The sequence below is a fragment of the Novosphingobium sp. JCM 18896 genome (assembly GCF_025938095.1).
Classification (GTDB): domain Bacteria; phylum Pseudomonadota; class Alphaproteobacteria; order Sphingomonadales; family Sphingomonadaceae; genus Novosphingobium.
Genome location: NZ_JAPCZF010000006.1, coordinates 155,483 through 173,004, shown reverse-complemented (window position 1 = coordinate 173,004; position 17,522 = coordinate 155,483). Strand labels below are relative to the sequence as shown.

Genomic DNA, 17,522 nt, shown 5'->3' with positions numbered 1-17,522 from the left:
GCTGTTCAAGGATACCATACATGCGCAAGATCGCTCTCGCTGCTGTTGCCGCCGCCACCGTCCTCGGTCTGTCGGCTTGCTCGAAGGGTTCGGAAGAAGCCGCTACGGAAGCCACCGAAGCTGCTGAAACCGCCACCGACGCTGCTGCGACCGCTTCGGACGCCGCTGGTGAAGCCGCTGCTGCTGCTTCGGACGCCGCTGCTGGTGCTTCGGCTGCTGCTACGGACGCTGCCGCTGCCGCTTCGAGCGCTGCTTCGGAAGCCGCTGCGACCGCTTCGGAAGCCACGAAGCACTAAGCTTCGCTTTCCAGCGAACGAGTTTCGAGGGCGCGCAGGGCAACCTGCGCGCCCTTTCGTTTGTGCGGAGCAGATGGACGGTCGGAACGAGGCGATCGTTATCCTCCCCGGAACGGGGAGGGGGACCGCGACGCGAAGCGGCGTGGTGGAGGGGGCTGTCGATTGGGCGCATTCCCGCGGCGAGGGGCTTGAACGAGAGCCCCCTCCACCACGCTGCGCGTGGTCCCCCTCCCCGTCGCGGGGAGGATTGGCGTTGCGAGATCAGCGCGCCGCGGTGCGGCAGTGTTTTTAGATCAGCGCGCCGCGGTGCGGCGCAGGCCCATGCCGTCGGCGCCGTAGCCGTCGTAGAGCGCGCGGGCGATCGCGGCGATGCGGGCGTCGCGGTTGGGCTTGCCGCCCTGGCCGGTGACGTAGATGGCGACGGCGATCGGGCGGCCGTCGGGCATGTGGATGAAGCCGACGTCGCTCGAGGTGTTGTAGAGCGTGCCGGTCTTGTGCGCGACGCGCGCATCCTCGGGCAGCAGCGCGCGCATGCGGCGGGCGCCGGTGCGGCAGCGCTCCATCGCGCCCATCAGCACCGCGCGGCTCGAGGCGCTGAGCCATTCGCCGCGGTAGATGCCCGAAAGCAGGCGGACCATCGCCAGCGGCGTGGCGGCGTCGCGCGTGTCGACCGTGCGCGCGGGATCGACCGCGCCGTCGTCGCGCACCAAGGTGGCGATGTCGCGGTCGATGTGAAGATCGTTGAGGCCCGACTTGCGCAGCCAGCGGTTGACCGCCTGCGGCCCGCCGACGACGGCGAGCAGCGCATCGGTGGCGCGGTTGTCGCTGCGCGTGATCGTCATCTCGATCAGGTTGAGCGCGCTGTACATCTCGCCGGCGCGGACCGGGGCGACCGGGCCGTCGAACTTGCGCGAGGGCACCGGCACCATCAGCGGATATTGGTCTTCGAGGCGGAAGCGGCCCTGATCGACGCCTTCGAGGAAGGTCGCGACGATGGCGACCTTGCTGGTGCTGGCCATCGGGAAGGGCTGGTTGCCGAGCACCGCGACGCTGCGGCCCGTCGACAGGTCGAGCGCGGCCACGCCGATGCGGCCGCCCTGGGCGTTGGCGAGCGTGGCGACCTGGGCTTCGAGCGGCGTGGCATAGGTGCGCGGCGCGCGCTGCTCGGTGCCGAAGGTGCTGTCGAACGACGACTGGATCGCATCGAGATCACCGGCCGCTGCGGGCGAAAGCGACGCGCCGCAAGCCAGGACGAGGGCCAGCGTGTTGGCTGCCCGACGTGTGAAAAAGTTCAAAAATCCCCGCATCACTTCGCCATGATACATCAACGCGCCTTTGTATTTTCTTAACGATAAGGCGTTGGCATGCAAAGATTTCGTCGATGAAGCGAATTGTGGGTGCGGGCAACGGTGAAACCAACCAGCCAAGCGCCTGTTTGGGCGGGAAAATCGGCGACAATTCAGGCCGCGCCGATGGCCCGACGGACGTCCTGGACGAAGCTCGTGCGCCGGACCATCCACAGGAACAAATTGCCGAGCCAGCGCCCGCGCCAGCGCATCGGCCGCATCACCTGAAGGAACAGCACGACGCGCGGTTCGCTGGCGTCGTTCCACACCTCGTGGTGGAAGGTCTCGTCGAAGATCAGGTATTCGCCGGGAGACCAGGACCGCGTTTCGTCCTCGACCTGCATGCGGCAGGCCTCGCGCTCCTCGGGGACGATCAGGCCCAGGTGGACGTTGAGCATGGCCTTGGTCAGGCCGCGGTGCCGGTGGACGTGGGTCCCGGGCTCGAAGATCGAGAAGAAGGCGACGACGAGGTTCGGCACCTGATCGACCAGAGCAGCGGTCTGCGGGCAACGCGCGCGGTTGGCCTCGGCCTTGTAGCCGTAGCCGGTGAAGAAGAAGCTCTTCCACCGCGCATCGGGTGCGAGCGTGCGGTGATCGGGCGAAATCTTGCCCAGCGGCGGCACGGTATCGCGCTCGGCCATCAGCGCCCGCGCCTCGGCCTCGATCACGGGCCACTGCGCGCGCAGGCGATCGAGCCCGGGCACCTGGTCCTCGGTGAAGAAGGCCTGGGTGCCGATCAACGACTGGCGCGCGAGAAAGCGGTTGAGCGGCCAGCGCAGATGCTTGCCCACGCGCACGGCCAGCGTCTCCTGTTCCTTGACGTATTTTTCCAGGTCCACTGAAAGCCCAATTCCCTCAAATCGGGCCCTATCTATTCCCGGGCGTCCGACAATCAACCGCTGATGGCGCCGTTTTGGCTAACTGGCGATGAACGCGGGCGCGGGGACCTCGGCGTGCTGTCCAAATGAAAGGCCTGCAAACGCGGAAGATCCTCCCCTACAAGGGGAGGGGGACCGCCAGCGAAGCTGGTGGTGGAGGGGTGTCACACTATCGATAGGGAGGACACCCCTCCGTCAGGCCCTGCGGGCCTGCCACCTCCCCTTGCAGGGGAGGATCGTTCGTCGTCTCAAGCGTATGATCGCCAAACGAAAAAGGCCGGGAAGGTTTCCCCTCCCGGCCTTCTCGCTGTGCCTGTCGGCGGGTGGTTCGGACTTAGAAGTCCATGCCACCCATGCCGCCCATGCCACCGCCCATCGGCGGCATCGCGGGCTTGTCGTCGGGCTTCTCGCTGATCGCGGCTTCGGTCGTGATCAGCAGGCCGGCCACCGAAGCGGCGTCCTGCAGCGCGGTGCGCACGACCTTGGTCGGGTCGATGACGCCGGCGGCGACGAGGTTCTCGTAGACGTCGGTCGAAGCGTTGAAGCCCTGGGTTTCGTCGTTCTCGCGCAGCAGGTTGCCCGCGACGACAGCGCCGTCATGACCCGCGTTGGTGGCGATCTGCTTCAGCGGAGCGGTGATCGCCTTGCGGATGATGTCGATACCCTTGGTCTGGTCGTCGTTGATGCCCTTCAGGCCTTCGAGAGCCTTGGTGGCATAGAGCAGCGCGGTACCGCCACCGGGGACGATGCCTTCCTCGACCGCGGCGCGGGTCGCGTGGAGAGCGTCGTCGACGCGGTCCTTGCGCTCCTTCACCTCGACTTCCGAGGCGCCGCCGACCTTGATCACGGCCACGCCGCCAGCAAGCTTGGCGAGACGCTCCTGGAGCTTCTCGCGGTCGTAGTCGCTGGTGGTGACTTCGATCTGGGCGCGGATCTGCTCGACGCGGGCCTTGATCTCATCGGCCGAACCGTTGCCATCGACGATGGTCGTGTTGTCCTTGTCGATCGAGACCTTCTTGGCCTGGCCGAGCATGGCGAGCGTCACGTTCTCGAGCTTGATGCCGAGGTCTTCCGAGATCATCTCGCCCTGGGTCAGCGTGGCGATGTCGCCCAGCATGGCCTTGCGGCGATCGCCGAAGCCCGGCGCCTTGACGGCGGCGATCTTCAGGCCGCCACGCAGCTTGTTGACGACGAGCGTGGCCAGAGCCTCACCCTCGATGTCCTCGGCGATGATCAGAAGCGGACGACCCGACTGCACGACGGCTTCCAGGATCGGAAGCATCGACTGCAGGTTCGACAGCTTCTTCTCGTGGATGAGGATGTAGGGGTTGTCGAGCTCGACGGTCATCTTGTCGGGGTTGGTGACGAAGTAGGGCGAGAGGTAGCCGCGGTCGAACTGCATACCTTCGACGACGTCCAGCTCGAACTCGAGACCCTTGGCCTCTTCGACCGTGATCACGCCTTCCTTGCCGACCTTCTCCATGGCCTCGGCGATCTTCTCGCCGACTTCGGTGTCACCGTTGGCCGAGATGATGCCGACCTGGGCGATCTCCGACGAGCCCGAGACGTTCTTCGAACGACCCTTGAGGTTCTCGACGACCTTGCCGACCGCGAGGTCGATGCCGCGCTTGAGGTCCATCGGGTTCATGCCGGCGGCGACGGCGGTCATGCCTTCGCGCACGATGGCCTGGGCCAGAACCGTGGCGGTGGTGGTGCCGTCACCAGCGGCGTCGTTGGCCTTCGAGGCCACTTCGCGCAGCATCTGCGCGCCCATGTTCTCGAACTTGTCCTTGAGCTCGATTTCCTTGGCGACGGTGACGCCGTCCTTGGTGATGCGCGGAGCGCCGAAGCTCTTGTCGATCACGACGTTGCGGCCCTTGGGGCCCAGCGTGACCTTCACCGCGTTGGCGAGGGTGTCGACACCGGCGAGAATGCGCTCACGCGCATCGCGGCCGAATTTCACGTCCTTGGCAGCCATTTGTAATTCCTTTTAAATCTTGTCTTGGGAGGAGGGGCTCAGGCGATGATGCCGAGCCCCATCGGCATCAGCCGATGATACCCAGAATGTCGCTTTCCTTCATGATCAGCAGGTCCTGGCCGTCGACCTTGACCTCGGTGCCCGACCACTTGCCGAACAGCACGCGATCGCCGGCCTTGACGTCCAGCGGCGTGACCTTGCCGTCTTCGGCCTTGGCGCCCGAACCCACGGCGACCACTTCGCCCTCGGCGGGCTTTTCCTTGGCGCTGTCGGGAATGATGATGCCGCCGGCGGTCTTTTCCTCGGCCTCAACGCGGCGCACGAGCACGCGGTCGTGCAGCGGACGAAAACCCATGGGATACTCCCCTCTCTCTTCAACGATGAATCCAGCACTTGGCACTCTCGCCTGGAGAGTGCCAGCGGCGGCCATATGGGTCCGCCCCGAGGGAGCGTCAAGCGGACTCTCGGCAAAAATCTTCGGGCTGGGTCGGAGTCAGGACAGGCCGGGAGCCGTGTCGGGCAAGAGTCCGAGGGTGTCGCGGCGATGCCAGCGCCAGACCAGCAGGATCGCCACCGCGGTCAGCCCCGCGGCGAGGCCGATCCACACGCCGATACCCTGCAGCGGCGTCGCGAAGCCGAGCATGATGGCGATGACGAAGCCGATCAGCCAGTAGCCGCCGATCGCCACGATCATCGGCACGCGCGTGTCCTGCAGCCCGCGCAGCGCTCCGGCCGCGACCGCCTGGGCCCCGTCGACGAGCTGGAAGGCCGCGGCGACCACGAGGTATTGCACGGCGAAGCCGACGAGCAGGGCATTGGCCGGCGCGGTGACGTCGATATAGGCCGAAAGGATCAGGTGCGGGAACAGCACCATGGCGCTGGCAGATACGCCGGCGAAGAGCAGGCAGACCGCGACCGCGGCCCAGCCGGCGTGACCGGCTGCGACGGCGTTGCGCGCGCCGAAGTGATAGCCGACGCGGATCGTCGCGGCCTGGCCGACGCCGAAGGGCACCTGGAAGAAGAAGGCGGCGACCTGCAGTGCGACCGTATGCGCGGCGAGCTGGGTCTCGCCGATCCGGCCCATCAGGAAGGCGGCGCTCGAGAAAAGCCCGCCCTCGGCGACGACGGTCAGCGCGATCGGCACGCCCAGGCGCACGATCTCGCGGAACCGCTGCCATTCGGGGCGCCACCAGCGGCCGAACACGTGATAGCGGCGCAGGTTGCGGTTCCAGCCGATCGCCAGGGCATAGGCGAGCGCCGTCGCCACCGCGGTCAGCAGGGTCGACAGTGCCGAGCCCGCGAGGCCCAGCGCGGGCATGCCGAGATGGCCGTAGATCAGCGCCCAGTTGCCCAGCGCGTTGACCAGGATCGCCATGGCCGTGACCAGCGTGGCGAAGACCGGGCGGCCCATGGCCGAGACGAACATGCGCAGCACGTTGGTGATCAGCATCGGGATCAGCGCCAGCGACAGCAGCGCCAGGAACCAGCCCGCGGTCTCGGCGATCGCCGGATCCTGGCCGGTCAGCAGCATCAGCGCCTCGCCGAACTGGCACAGGATCATGCCACCGACACCGCCGACCACCGCCAGCCACAGTGCCATGCGCACCGAACGGCGGATCTCGCGGATCGCGTGGGCCTTGCGGCCGCGCTCGGCGGCGATCAGCGGCGCGACCGCGCCGGTCAGGCCGAGGAAGCCGAAGTTGATCAGGCCGAACACCGCGATCGCCAGGCTCGAGGCGGCGAGCTGGTGCGAGCCGAGCCGCGCGACGAAGATCACGTCGAGCGCATAGACCGCCATCTGCAGCATGTTGGCGAGCGCCAGCGGCCCCGCGAGGCGCAGGGTGGCGCCGAGCTCGACGCGGAAGGGAGAAGGGGCGGCGCTGGCCATGGGCGCGAGGCGATAGGCGAGCGCGGCGGGGGAGGAAAGCGAATCCTTGCCTCGCGGGGCGGGGGCGGTAGAGCCGCGGGCAAAGATGCGCAGGGAGGTTTCATGCGATTTGGTGCGATGCGGTTTGCCATGCAGTTCGTCGTCCTGGGCCTGATCGGCGCGCTTTCGGCCTGCGGCGGAGAAAAGACGCCGGACGCGGGCGGAGAGGGGACGCCCGTCGCCGTGGCGACGCCGGCGAATGCGCCGCCAGCGGCTTTTGCGCAGTGCCGCTCGTGCCACACGGTCGAGGCGGGGCGGAACATCATCGGCCCGAGCCTCCACGGCATCGTCGGCAAACCCGCCGCCAGCGTCGCCGGCTATACCTATTCGAACGCGCTCAAGGCCTCGGGCCTGACCTGGGACGAGAAGACGCTCGACGCCTGGCTGACCTCGCCGACCAAGCTCGTGCCCGGCAGCAAGATGATCTTCGCGGGCCAGTCGAACCCGGCCAAGCGCAAGGAGATCATCGACTACCTCGCCAAGCAGATCTAGCCTCTGCCGAAAGGGAGAGACTATGACCGACGAGGAATTGAAGGACCGCCTGGCGATCGGCGACCTGCTGGCCGCCTGCACCCAGGCCGGCGACGCGCGCAAGGCCGATGCCTATGCCGACTGCTTCGCCGAGGACGGCGTGCTGCAGCTCGATCAGGCCTACGCCGGGCGCGAGACCATCCGGCAATGGATGCGCGGTCCCTCGCCGATCCCGCCGCCGAAGGACGCTGAGGCGGCGGAGCAGAAGCCGGCCGGCTTCATCAGCCATCACCTGACCACCTCGAAGGTCGATCTGCTCGGCGACGGCACGGCCAAGGCACGGACCTACTGGCTGGTGACGAGCGCTACCGGGCTCGACCACAACGGCTACTACGACGACCTGCTGCGCAAGGAGGACGGTGCCTGGCGGCTCGCCCACCGGCGTCCGCGGACCTTGTGGATCAGTCCCGACAGCGTGCTGCATGGGTAAGGCTGCGCTTTGCCACCCTCATCCAAGCTTCGCTAGCCGCTAGAGCGGCAAGCTGCGCTATCCTTCTCCCGCCAGCGGGAGAAAGCGGAGGAAACCCTCCCCCGCTGGCGGGAGAGGCGCGAGACTTGCTGAGCCGAAGGCGAGGCTAGTCGCAGCGGTGAGGGTGGTTTTTGCGCCGCCGCAGCCCCGGAGAGCGACATAGAAAAAGGACGGCCCCATGGGAGCCGCCCTTCTCTTTTTCCAATCGAAGTAATCGAAGCGATTACTTGATCTCGACGGTGCCGCCGGCTTCTTCGATCTTCTTCTTGATGTCTTCGGCTTCGGCCTTGTTGACACCTTCCTTGATCGCCTTCGGGGCGCCTTCGACGAGAGCCTTGGCTTCGGTCAGGCCCAGGTTGGTGATCGCGCGGACCTCCTTGATGACCTGGATCTTCTTGCCACCGTCGCCCGTCAGGATGACGTCGAATTCGGTCTTCTCTTCAGCGGCTTCGGCAGCAGCGCCACCGCCAGCGGGGGCAGCGACGGCAACGGCGGCAGCGGCGGAAACGCCCCATGCCTCTTCGAGGGCCTTGGCAAGGTCAGCCGCCTCGAGGACGGTCAGCTTCGACAGTTCTTCAACAAGCTTGGCGATATCGGCCATGATGCTTACTCCTAGTTGTGTGTCCGGTCAGTCCTGAATGGCGCTGATCGGTAAATCGTTGAAAGTCTTGCTTCTGAGGACCGGGGTTGCCCCCGGAATGCCTCAGGCGGCATCCTTCGCGGCATAGGCGCCGAAGACGCGCGCCAGCTTGGCCGCCGGAGCGGTCGAGAGCTGGGCGATCTTGGTCGCCGGTGCCTGAACGAGGCCGATAAGCTTTGCGCGCAGCTCATCCAGCGACGGCATCGAGGCGAGAGCCTGGACACCGGCGGGGGTGAGAACCTGCGAGCCCATCGAACCGCCGACGATCTCGATCTTGTCGGTCGTCTTGGCGAAGTCCACGACTGCCTTGGCGGCAGCGACGGGATCGACCGAAGAGGCGATCGCCGTCGGACCCGTGAAGAACTCGTCGAGTCCCGCGTAGTCCGTGTCCTGGATGGCAAGCTTGGCAAGACGGTTCTTCGCAACCTTGTAGGTCGCGCCCGCATCACGGATCTTTCCGCGCAGGGCGGTGGACTGGGCCACCGACATGCCGAGGTTGCGGGTGACGACCACCACGCCGACCTCGTTGAAAGTCGCGTTGAGCGTGGCGACCGATTCGGCTTTCTGCGAACGATCCATGCCTTACTCCTTCACAATGGCCTTGGAGGCGAACCCCCGTGGCCGGCTACGTTGTCCGCACGCGCAAAAGCGCTTGCGGGCGAGTCCGTTGAGGGGAAGGAGCTGCGTCGCGAAACGCAGTGAGGCACCGCACTCTCGAAGAGGAGGGCCGCAGGGACGAGACGTCCCGTGAATCTCTTTTCCCCGTCTAGGCTGGGAATTAAGCAGGAAGCCTGCACCAACTGTCTCGGACGGATGATCGGCAGCGAACCGCCGGTCTGGCGCGGCCTCTGACGGAATCGGTGCAGAAAGTCAAGCCGGGTGGCGCGCCCGCCCTCAGGCCGGCGCGACGATCAGCCGGCGCACCGCCGCGCGGAACGCGGCCAGCAGGCGCGCGGGATCGGCGTCGCGGTCGGCGGTGATGCGGCTCGTCATGCCGTGCGACAGCATGACGATCGCCTCGAGCCGGGCCTCGACCTCCTCGGCCGGAATGCCGGCGGCGGCCGAGATCAGGCTGCGCCGCATGATCTCGCGGAAGCGCCGGTCGATCCGCGTCACGACTTCGGCGACCTTGGGGTTGCGTCCGGCCTCGGACATGATCTCAAGCGTCAGCGGCGCGCGGACCGGATCGATCCACCAGGCGAACTGGGCGAGCCAGGCGTCGATGTCGGCCGCCTGGGCGAGGTGGGTGTCCTGCTCGACCGCGACCAGCAGGTGCTCGAAGCCCGCGAACCGCCGCTCGCACAGCGCGATGATGATTGCGTCCTTGCTTTCGAAATACTGGTAGATGTGGCCGACGCTCATCTTCGCGGCGGCGGCGATGCGCGACATGCTGGCGCCGTGGAAGCCCTCGGCGAGGAAGCAGGTCTCGGCCGCGTCGAGCACCTGCTCCTGGCGCAACTCGGATCGTTCCTGACGCCGGGCCAGGGCTTCGGCACTGCGAGCCATCGTCTTGGTATCTGTCCTTCGCGGCGATCAGAGGCTCATCCGTAGTCCGTAGGATGCCGATGATGCAATCGTGTTCAAAAATAAAGAGTGATCGTTCATTCTTTATGATAAGGTAGCTATATCCAAAGAATCGCAGGGAGAGCGATGACCATGGCGACGCACGATAGCACTAAGCATGAAGCCGATTACCCGCTTGGGCATTCGGACGAGGAAGCGCGGCGACTGGCCGCGCAGGCTCTGCAACTGGAAGGCTTTACCGAGGATGTCCTGCGGCGCGCTGGGCTGCGGCCAGGGCTTGAGGTGCTAGACCTGGGCGCCGGCGTGGGCGACGTAGCCATGCTTGCCGCGCGTCTGGTCGGCAAGAATGGCAAAGTGGTCGGGGTCGAGCAGGCGTCGTCGTCGATCGAGATCGCGGCGCGGCGGAAGCCGGGCTCGACAACCTCACCTTCGTCGCTGGCGATCTGACGGACTTCGCGCCCGAACGGACGTTCGATGCCATCATTGGCCGTTTCATACTGTCTTATTTGCCCGATCGGGTCGCGACGCTCGAGAGATTGACGAAGTTTCTGCGCCCGGGCGGCATTATCGCCTTTCTCGAAGTCGATCTGACCTCGATATCGCAGGTCCCGCCCTCGGAAATCTTCGTGCGGACGCGCGACTGGGTGCTCCAGGGCTTTGCCTCGGGTGGGACCGAACTCGAAATGGGCAGCCGACTCTATGCGACATTCCGCCATGCCGGTCTGCCGGCCCCCGAGATGAACGCCGTGCAGGGGGTTTTCGGCGGCGCGGATGCCGCCGGCTACGGCGAACTGGTACAGGCCTTGCGCAGCCTGCTGCCGGCGATCGCGCGTGCAGGCATTGCGGAATTCGACGATATCGGCATCGACACCCTAGCCCAGCGGCTGCGTGTCGATGCCGCGGCGAACGAGCGCGTGGCCTTCATGTCCCGGCTGGTCGCCGCATGGACTCGGCTTCCCTAGCCGGCCGTCTCAGTCTGCGCCGTCATAGCCGAGCAGGTCGCCGGGCTGGCATTCGAGCTCGCGGCAGATCGCCTCGAGCGTCGAGAAGCGGATCGCCTTGGCCTTGCCGGTCTTGAGGATCGAGAGGTTGGCGAGCGTGATGTCGATGCGCTCGGCCAGTTCGGTCAGGGTCATCCGGCGCGCGTGGAGGAGGTCGTCGAGTTTCACCTGGATGCGCGTGCCTTCGGTCGTTTCGTCGCCCATCAGACGGTGCCTTCCAGTTCCTCGCGCAGGCGTGTGCCTTCGCGGAAGACGCGGGCGAGGATGAACAGGACGAGCGCCAGGAACAGCCCCGCGAGGGGGATGTCGCCTTCCCAGTGGATCCGGGGTGACAGCGTCTCCGCCCATTCGCCGATCATCGACACGGGAATCGCCATGACGTGCACGGCCACCGCGATCCAGGCCATGGCGCTGAGGCGGCGGGCGTTGATCGGGACGAAGGGATCGCCCTCGCCGACGCTGGCGACGATGCGGTAGAGGTGCCGGACGAAATAGAAGCCCAGCACGAACATCGCCGAGACGAGCAGCAGCACGGCCACGATCGCCCAGATCGCCTCGGGTGGCGCGCCCTGCGCGGCCATCTGGGCCGTTACCTTGTCACGCCAGAGGAACAGCGCGGGGGCGGCCAGGGCGATGACGGCTGCCAGGGCCAGGAAAGCGGCCATCGAAATCGCCAGGATCAGCTTGACCAGGGCGAGCAGCGGATCGAGGCGAGGACCGCCAGCGGAGGTCATCACGCGAGGGCGGGTGCGGCGACGGTGGCGACCGAGGTCGGCGCGGTGCCGAGAGGCATGGTCAGCGTCGAGGTCCAGAGCGCGAAAACGGCGAGGGCGGCAAAGGCGAAAGCGCCGAAAGTGTTCGTGGTGCGGGTCATTGATCGTTCTCCGATATGCTTGATATCGATATTCAATAAGGCGAGTCGACCTTATTGTCAATCGATAATATCGAAAAACGATATGCGGCTGATCGTTTTACGGAAAGCCGGGGTTTGCCGCCCATATTGCGCGAAGCAATCGGCTGTCCTGTATGCGGCGAAGGCGGCCCCGGTTGGGGCCGCCTTCTTCGTCCCATCCCCCGACTTGGGGGTTGGGCACACGCACCTTCAGGCCGTGACCCGCGGGGGAGTTGCGGGGGCGGGGTTGCTGGTCGACGACTTGTAGGCGCGCCAGTCGAACGGCGTGGTCGCGGCGTTCTTCTCGTCAATCTCGCGCGACTGCAGGATGATCCGCGCGCGGCGCAGGCGCGCCTTGCGCGAGGTGAACGGATTGCTCGCATCGGGTTCGGCCGAAATCATGCGATCGAGCAGCGCGTCGCGTTCGGCGCGGGTCTGCGGCACCGGGCCGTCGAGCGACGCGGCGGGCTTGGCTGCGGCCGGATGGGTTGCGGGTACCAGTTCTTCCTCGCCGATCGAGCGGCGCGGGTCGAGCGGCATGGCTGCAACGGACTGGGCTGCAACGGGCTGGGGCGCGATCGTGGGTTCCACGACCGGGGCTGTGACGACCGGACGCGGGGCGGGTTCGGCATAGACCGTGGCCGGTGCTGCCAGGGCGGTGTCCTCGTGGACCTCTACGTGGCGACGACGGCGGCGCGTGACGGCGAAGGTGCCGAGACCGAGCGCGAGCAGCAGGGCTGCGCCGGCGCCGACCATGGCCGTTGCGCTGTTGTCTTCGAGAGCTTGCGCCCCCTCCTGCGGGCCATTCTGGAGGCTGGTATCCGCAGGCGGGGGCGTGGTCGCAGGCTGCGTCAGGGGAACGGACGCGGCCGGCGACATCGGGGCATCTGCCGTCACGGGGGCGGCGGGAACGGGTTCGGCTGCAGGAGCCGCGGCGGCCTGGGCGGGTGCGGCGCTGGCCCTCGGCGTGGTGCGCGCGGCGGTGCGCGGTGCCGGGCGTTCCGCTGCGGCGCGCGTCGGCGCGGTTTCCTCGGCGGTGATCGCGGCCGGCGGCGGCGTGACGACCGGCGTCTGCTGGACCATCGGCTGCGAGGTCATGACCGGCGGCGCGGCTACCGGAGCGGCAGGGGCCGGGGCCGTGTTCGGCAGCACGATTGTCGGCTGGGCCGCTGCCGGAGCGCTGGCGGCCGGCACGTCGATCGTCGGAGCGACCTCCTGAGCCCAGGCGGGGGTGGAACCGAGCGCAAGCACGGCACAAATCGCCGTGGTAGCGCGAAGGATGGGGGTGGGTGCGTGTGTCATGCTCTCAAGCTTGGGCGAACAGATGTGGTTGAAAAGCCCCGTGATGCGATAAAGCGATGGGTTGAGCGTGTTTTGTCGACGAATTGACGAATTTTGACGTCGTAATATCGAGTATGATCCACGGTAAATCGTGATTTACGCGAAGATATACTCTAATATTATTTATATATCTCTGATATAGTAAGAACAGTTAGTTTGTAACTGGCGGGGTATGTTCCGCGTCTTGTCGCAGGGCTGCGTCTGCCGGTCGATTTGACAAGCCTCGGGGGCGTATCTATATGCGCTCTCGCTCACCGCTTCGAGCAAGACGGATCCATGCGCGGGGATTCGCCCACGAAGGAAGCGAATCGGGCATCATCTGACGCGATAGGCTGCAGGCCATGGCACCCCTTGGGTGGCCGTGTGCCGTGTGGCCTTTTCTGCGTCGGTTGCGCCACGCCGCGTGTGGCATGAATTTTTTCGCCGGTTCTCCGGCCCGACAACAAAGAGGCAAACCTCTCCATGGCGACCAAGCCCGTCAACGCTCCGCGCGCTTCGGCCAAGAAGCGCATCCGCAAGATCTTCGGCGACATCCACGAAGTCGTGCAGATGCCGAACCTGATCGAGGTTCAGCGCGAGTCCTACGAGCAGTTCCTGCGTTCGGACCCGGCCAGCGGCTATGTCTCGGGCCTGGAAAAGACCTTGCGCTCGGTCTTCCCGATCCGCGACTTCGGCGGCACCAGCGAGCTGGACTTCGTCCACTACGAGCTGGAAGACCCCAAGTACGACACCACCGAATGCCGCCAGCGCGGCATCACCTATGCGGCGCCGATGAAGGTCACTCTGCGCCTGATCGTGTTCGAGGTCGACGCCGAGACCGAGACCCGCTCGGTCCTCGATATCAAGGAGCAGGACGTCTACATGGGCGACATGCCCCTGATGACGGACAACGGCACCTTCATCGTCAACGGCACCGAGCGCGTGATCGTCTCGCAGATGCACCGTTCGCCGGGCGTGCTGTTCGATCACGACCGTGGCAAGACCCACTCGTCGGGCAAGTTCCTGTTCGCCGCGCGCGTCATTCCCTACCGCGGTTCGTGGCTCGACTTCGAGTTCGACGCCAAGGACATCGTCAACGTCCGTATCGACCGCAAGCGCAAGCTGCCGGTCACCGCGCTGCTCTATGCGCTGGGCCTCGACGGCGAGCAGATCCTCAACCACTTCTACGAGACCGTCACCTGGAAGCGCGGTGAGGGCGGCTGGCGCCTGCCCTACGCGCCCGAGCAGTGGCGCGGTACCAAGCCGACCTTCGACATCGTCGACGGCAAGTCGGGCGAGGTCATCTTCCCCGCTGGCCAGAAGATCAGCCCGCGCGCCGCGAACAAGGCGCAGAAGGACGGCCTGGCCGAGCTGCTGATCCCGACCGAGGAAATCTTCGGCCGCTATTCGGCGCTCGACGTCATCGACGAGAGCACTGGCCGCATCTACATCGAAGCCGGTGACGAGGTCTCGCCCGAGAACCTCGACGCGCTCGACAAGGCGGGCATCGATCACATCGAACTGCTCGACATCGATCACGTGAACACCGGTCCCTGGATCCGCAACACGCTCAAGGCCGACAAGGCCGAGAACCGCGAGATGGGTCTCGAGGCGATCTACAAGGTCATGCGCCCGGGCGAGCCGCCGACGAAGGAAACCGCGGAATCGCTGTTCGACGGCCTGTTCTTCGACGGCGACCGCTACGACCTCTCGGCCGTGGGCCGCGTCAAGCTCAACATGCGTCTGGGCCTCGATGCCGAGGACACCGTCACCACGCTGCGCACCGAGGACATCCTCGCCGTGGTCAAGGAGCTGGTGAACCTCAAGGACGGCAAGGGCGAGATCGACGACATCGACAACCTCGGCAACCGCCGCGTGCGTTCGGTGGGCGAGCTGCTCGAGAACCAGTACCGCGTCGGCCTGCTCCGCATGGAGCGCGCCGTGAAGGAGCGCATGAGCTCGGTCGACGTGTCGACGGTGATGCCGAACGACCTGATCAACGCCAAGCCCGCGGTCGCCGCGGTGCGCGAGTTCTTCGGTTCCTCGCAGCTCTCGCAGTTCATGGACCAGACCAACCCGCTGTCCGAAGTCACCCACAAGCGCCGCGTTTCGGCGCTCGGGCCGGGCGGTCTCACGCGTGAGCGCGCGGGCTTCGAAGTCCGCGACGTTCACCCGACCCACTATGGCCGCATCTGCCCGATTGAGACGCCGGAAGGCCCGAACATCGGTCTGATCAACTCGCTGTCGACCTTCGCCCGCGTCAACAAGTACGGCTTCATCGAGACGCCGTACCGCAAGGTGATCGAGGGCAAGGTGACCAAGGAGGTCGTCTACCTCTCGGCGATGGAAGAGCAGAAGCACACGGTTGCCCAGGCTTCGGCCGAAACCAATGCCGACGGCTCGTTCGTCGAGGAACTGGTCTCGGCGCGTGAAGGCGGCGAATTCGTCATGGCGCCGCGCGATCACGTCACGCTGATGGACGTTTCGCCCAAGCAGCTGGTCTCGGTCGCCGCCTCGCTCATTCCGTTCCTGGAAAACGACGACGCCAACCGCGCGCTCATGGGCTCGAACATGCAGCGCCAGGCGGTGCCGCTGGTCAAGGCCGACGCGCCCTTCGTGGGCACGGGCATGGAAGAGACCGTGGCGCGCGATTCGGGCGCCGCGATTGCCTCGCTGCGTCCGGGCATCGTCGACCAGGTCGACGCCACGCGTATCGTCATCCGTGCGAGCGGGGATATCGAGGCCGGCCAGTCGGGCGTCGACATCTACACGCTGCAGAAGTTCCAGCGCTCGAACCAGAACACCTGCATCAACCAGCGTCCGCTGGTGAAGGTGGGTGACATCGTCGAGAAGGGCGACATCATCGCCGACGGTCCGTCGACCGAGCTGGGCGAACTGGCCCTGGGCCGCAACAGCCTCGTCGCCTTCATGCCCTGGAACGGCTACAACTACGAGGACTCGATCCTCATCTCCGAGCGCATCGTCAAGGACGACGTCTTCACCTCGATCCACATCGAGGAATTCGAAGTCATGGCCCGCGACACCAAGCTCGGGCCCGAGGACATCACCCGCGACATCCCGAACGTCGGCGAGGAAGCCCTGCGCAACCTCGACGAGGCGGGCATCGTCTACATCGGCGCCGAAGTGCACCCGGGTGACATCCTGGTCGGCAAGATCACGCCGAAGGGCGAAAGCCCGATGACGCCGGAAGAAAAGCTCCTGCGCGCCATCTTCGGCGAGAAGGCCAGCGACGTGCGCGACACCTCGCTGCGTCTGCCGCCGGGCGTCTCGGGCACGATCGTCGAAGTCCGCGTGTTCAACCGCCACGGCATCGAGATCGACGACCGTACCCGCGCGATCCAGAACGAGGAAATCGAACGCCTCGCCAAGGACCGCGAGGACGAGCGCGCGATCCTCAACCGTGCGACCTACAACCGTCTGCGCGACATGCTGCTCGGCCAGACCGCCGCGGCTGCGCCGAAGGGCATCAAGAAGGGCGTCGAGATCACCGAGGAAGTCCTGGGTGAGGTCGAGCGTCACGAATGGTGGAAGTTCGCCGTCGCCGACGACGGTCGCCAGGCGCAGCTCGAAGCGGTCAAGTCGCAGTACGACGAGACCGTCAAGGCGATCCAGGAGAAGTTCGAGGACCGCAAGGAGAAGCTCGAGCGCGGCGACGAGCTGGCCCCGGGCGTGCTCAAGATGGTCAAGGTCTTCGTCGCGGTGAAGCGCAAGCTGCAGCCGGGCGACAAGATGGCCGGCCGTCACGGCAACAAGGGCGTCATCTCGCGCATCCTGCCGATCGAGGACATGCCGTTCCTCGAGGACGGTACCCACGTCGACATCGTGCTGAACCCGCTGGGCGTGCCTTCGCGCATGAACGTCGGGCAGATCTTCGAGACGCACCTCGGCTGGGCCGCGCGCGGCCTCGGCCAGCAGATCAAGCACGCGCTCGAGGATTGGCGCCACGCCAACCCGAACCCGCAGGCGGCCGAACCGCCGACGGTGATCGCGGACAAGCTCAAGGACGTCTACGGCGAGCAGTACCACGCGCAGATCGATGCGCGCTCGCCGGCCGAGATCCTCGAACTGGCCGACAACCTGAAGGCCGGCGTCCCGATGGGCACCCCGGTGTTCGACGGCGCGCGCGAGGCCGACGTCTCGGCGATGCTGACCAAGGCCGGTCTGCACACGTCGGGCCAGTCGGTGCTGTTCGACGGCCGCACGGGCGAGGCGTTCGACCGCAAGGTCACCGTGGGCATCATCTACATGCTCAAGCTGCACCACCTGGTCGACGACAAGATCCACGCACGTTCGATCGGGCCCTACTCGCTCGTCACCCAGCAGCCGCTGGGCGGTAAGGCGCAGTTCGGTGGTCAGCGCTTCGGTGAGATGGAGGTCTGGGCGCTCCAGGCCTACGGCGCCGCTTATACGCTGCAGGAAATGCTGACGGTGAAGTCGGACGACGTGGTCGGCCGCACCAAGGTCTACGAAGCGATCGTCAAGGGCGACGACACCTTCGAGGCCGGCATTCCCGAGAGCTTCAACGTGCTCGTCAAGGAAATGCGCTCGCTGGGCCTCAACGTCGAACTCTCGTCGCTCGACAACGACGAGGACGACGACGGGATCGCCATCGCGGCCGAGTGAACGATCGGAGCGCCGCCCCGCACGGGTGGCGCTCCCCCGTTCGCAGCAGAGATTGACCCTCCAAAGGGACTGAAAC

Annotated in this window: 17 protein-coding genes and 1 pseudogene; 6 read left to right on the top strand and 12 right to left on the bottom strand. The window is 66.2% G+C overall.

The features are described 5' to 3' along the window. The first annotated feature begins 20 nt into the window (after positions 1-20). A complete protein-coding gene (locus OLX23_RS20680; protein WP_264447034.1) occupies positions 21-296 on the top strand; it encodes a hypothetical protein in 276 nt (91 codons plus the stop codon). 293 nt (positions 297-589) lie between these two features. On the opposite strand, the gene bla is transcribed toward OLX23_RS20680, so the two are convergent. The 5 genes from bla to OLX23_RS20655 all read right to left on the bottom strand — a co-directional run bounded on the left by bla (position 590) and on the right by OLX23_RS20655 (position 6,386). After that, positions 590-1,591: a class A beta-lactamase gene (bla, locus tag OLX23_RS20675; protein WP_319641338.1), complete on the bottom strand. Its 1,002-nt coding sequence runs from the start codon at positions 1,589-1,591 to the stop codon at positions 590-592. Positions 1,592-1,755: 164 nt separating this feature from the next. Continuing rightward, positions 1,756-2,481, bottom strand: coding sequence for an aspartyl/asparaginyl beta-hydroxylase domain-containing protein (locus OLX23_RS20670; protein ID WP_264447032.1), 726 nt, complete (start codon positions 2,479-2,481; stop codon positions 1,756-1,758). A gap of 373 nt (positions 2,482-2,854) precedes the next feature. Continuing rightward, entirely contained in the window at positions 2,855-4,498 is a 1,644-nt protein-coding gene (gene groL, locus OLX23_RS20665) for a chaperonin GroEL (protein ID WP_264447031.1), read from the bottom strand. A gap of 67 nt (positions 4,499-4,565) precedes the next feature. After that, positions 4,566-4,853 (bottom strand): co-chaperone GroES, encoded by a 288-nt coding sequence (gene groES, locus OLX23_RS20660; protein WP_264447030.1) that lies wholly within the window; start codon positions 4,851-4,853, stop codon positions 4,566-4,568. Positions 4,854-4,991: 138 nt separating this feature from the next. Next, positions 4,992-6,386 carry an MATE family efflux transporter gene (locus OLX23_RS20655; RefSeq protein WP_264447029.1) on the bottom strand — a complete coding sequence of 465 codons (1,395 nt, stop codon included), beginning with the start codon at positions 6,384-6,386 and terminating at the stop codon, positions 4,992-4,994. Positions 6,387-6,488: 102 nt separating this feature from the next. Between OLX23_RS20655 and OLX23_RS20650 the strand changes: the two genes are divergently transcribed. Then, positions 6,489-6,917 carry a c-type cytochrome gene (locus OLX23_RS20650; RefSeq protein WP_264447028.1) on the top strand — a complete coding sequence of 143 codons (429 nt, stop codon included), beginning with the start codon at positions 6,489-6,491 and terminating at the stop codon, positions 6,915-6,917. Between the two features lie 22 nt (positions 6,918-6,939). Further along, entirely contained in the window at positions 6,940-7,386 is a 447-nt protein-coding gene (locus OLX23_RS20645; RefSeq protein WP_264447027.1) for a nuclear transport factor 2 family protein, read from the top strand. Between the two features lie 262 nt (positions 7,387-7,648). Here OLX23_RS20645 and rplL read toward each other — a convergent pair whose 3' ends face one another. The 3 genes from rplL to OLX23_RS20630 form a co-directional block, all read right to left on the bottom strand. Then, complete coding sequence (gene rplL / locus OLX23_RS20640) at positions 7,649-8,026, bottom strand: 50S ribosomal protein L7/L12 (protein ID WP_264447026.1); 378 nt, start codon at positions 8,024-8,026, stop codon at positions 7,649-7,651. Between the two features lie 102 nt (positions 8,027-8,128). Beyond that, complete coding sequence (gene rplJ / locus OLX23_RS20635) at positions 8,129-8,644, bottom strand: 50S ribosomal protein L10 (RefSeq protein WP_264447025.1); 516 nt, start codon at positions 8,642-8,644, stop codon at positions 8,129-8,131. Positions 8,645-8,959: 315 nt separating this feature from the next. Next, entirely contained in the window at positions 8,960-9,571 is a 612-nt protein-coding gene (locus tag OLX23_RS20630) for a TetR/AcrR family transcriptional regulator (RefSeq protein ID WP_264447024.1), read from the bottom strand. Between the two features lie 144 nt (positions 9,572-9,715). Here OLX23_RS20630 and OLX23_RS25845 point away from each other — a divergent pair. After that, positions 9,716-10,116 (top strand): annotated as a pseudogene (locus OLX23_RS25845) (class I SAM-dependent methyltransferase); the annotation flags it as partial. 9 nt (positions 10,117-10,125) lie between these two features. Beyond that, the gene (locus tag OLX23_RS25840; protein ID WP_413629923.1) at positions 10,126-10,551 is read left to right on the top strand and encodes a hypothetical protein; all 426 of its coding nucleotides are present in this window, start codon (positions 10,126-10,128) and stop codon (positions 10,549-10,551) included. Positions 10,552-10,560: 9 nt separating this feature from the next. Here the strand turns inward: OLX23_RS25840 and OLX23_RS20620 are convergent, their stop codons facing one another. The 4 genes from OLX23_RS20620 to OLX23_RS20605 all read right to left on the bottom strand — a co-directional run bounded on the left by OLX23_RS20620 (position 10,561) and on the right by OLX23_RS20605 (position 12,733). Beyond that, complete coding sequence (locus OLX23_RS20620; RefSeq protein ID WP_264447023.1) at positions 10,561-10,794, bottom strand: helix-turn-helix domain-containing protein; 234 nt, start codon at positions 10,792-10,794, stop codon at positions 10,561-10,563. Beyond that, the gene (locus OLX23_RS20615; protein ID WP_264447087.1) at positions 10,794-11,324 is read right to left on the bottom strand and encodes a DUF2975 domain-containing protein; all 531 of its coding nucleotides are present in this window, start codon (positions 11,322-11,324) and stop codon (positions 10,794-10,796) included. The genes OLX23_RS20620 and OLX23_RS20615 overlap by 1 nt, the downstream gene beginning before the upstream one ends. After that, positions 11,324-11,464, bottom strand: coding sequence for a hypothetical protein (locus OLX23_RS20610; protein WP_264447022.1), 141 nt, complete (start codon positions 11,462-11,464; stop codon positions 11,324-11,326). Before OLX23_RS20610 ends, OLX23_RS20615 begins: the two co-directional genes overlap by 1 nt. A gap of 228 nt (positions 11,465-11,692) precedes the next feature. Continuing rightward, positions 11,693-12,733, bottom strand: coding sequence for a hypothetical protein (locus OLX23_RS20605; protein WP_264447021.1), 1,041 nt, complete (start codon positions 12,731-12,733; stop codon positions 11,693-11,695). 552 nt (positions 12,734-13,285) lie between these two features. Here OLX23_RS20605 and rpoB point away from each other — a divergent pair. Next, positions 13,286-17,446, top strand: coding sequence for a DNA-directed RNA polymerase subunit beta (rpoB, locus tag OLX23_RS20600; protein ID WP_264447020.1), 4,161 nt, complete (start codon positions 13,286-13,288; stop codon positions 17,444-17,446). Positions 17,447-17,522 lie beyond the last annotated feature (76 nt).

Coding starts and splice junctions, on each gene's coding strand:
- OLX23_RS20650 (WP_264447028.1), top strand. CDS start 6,489: ATGCGATTTGGTGCGATGCGGTTTGCCATGCAGTTCGTCGTCCTGGGC.
- rplL (WP_264447026.1), bottom strand. CDS start 8,026: ATGGCCGATATCGCCAAGCTTGTTGAAGAACTGTCGAAGCTGACCGTC.
- OLX23_RS20615 (WP_264447087.1), bottom strand. CDS start 11,324: ATGACCTCCGCTGGCGGTCCTCGCCTCGATCCGCTGCTCGCCCTGGTC.
- OLX23_RS20610 (WP_264447022.1), bottom strand. CDS start 11,464: ATGACCCGCACCACGAACACTTTCGGCGCTTTCGCCTTTGCCGCCCTC.
- OLX23_RS20645 (WP_264447027.1), top strand. CDS start 6,940: ATGACCGACGAGGAATTGAAGGACCGCCTGGCGATCGGCGACCTGCTG.
- OLX23_RS20620 (WP_264447023.1), bottom strand. CDS start 10,794: ATGGGCGACGAAACGACCGAAGGCACGCGCATCCAGGTGAAACTCGAC.
- OLX23_RS20680 (WP_264447034.1), top strand. CDS start 21: ATGCGCAAGATCGCTCTCGCTGCTGTTGCCGCCGCCACCGTCCTCGGT.
- rpoB (WP_264447020.1), top strand. CDS start 13,286: ATGGCGACCAAGCCCGTCAACGCTCCGCGCGCTTCGGCCAAGAAGCGC.
- groL (WP_264447031.1), bottom strand. CDS start 4,498: ATGGCTGCCAAGGACGTGAAATTCGGCCGCGATGCGCGTGAGCGCATT.
- groES (WP_264447030.1), bottom strand. CDS start 4,853: ATGGGTTTTCGTCCGCTGCACGACCGCGTGCTCGTGCGCCGCGTTGAG.
- rplJ (WP_264447025.1), bottom strand. CDS start 8,644: ATGGATCGTTCGCAGAAAGCCGAATCGGTCGCCACGCTCAACGCGACT.
- OLX23_RS20655 (WP_264447029.1), bottom strand. CDS start 6,386: ATGGCCAGCGCCGCCCCTTCTCCCTTCCGCGTCGAGCTCGGCGCCACC.
- OLX23_RS20630 (WP_264447024.1), bottom strand. CDS start 9,571: ATGGCTCGCAGTGCCGAAGCCCTGGCCCGGCGTCAGGAACGATCCGAG.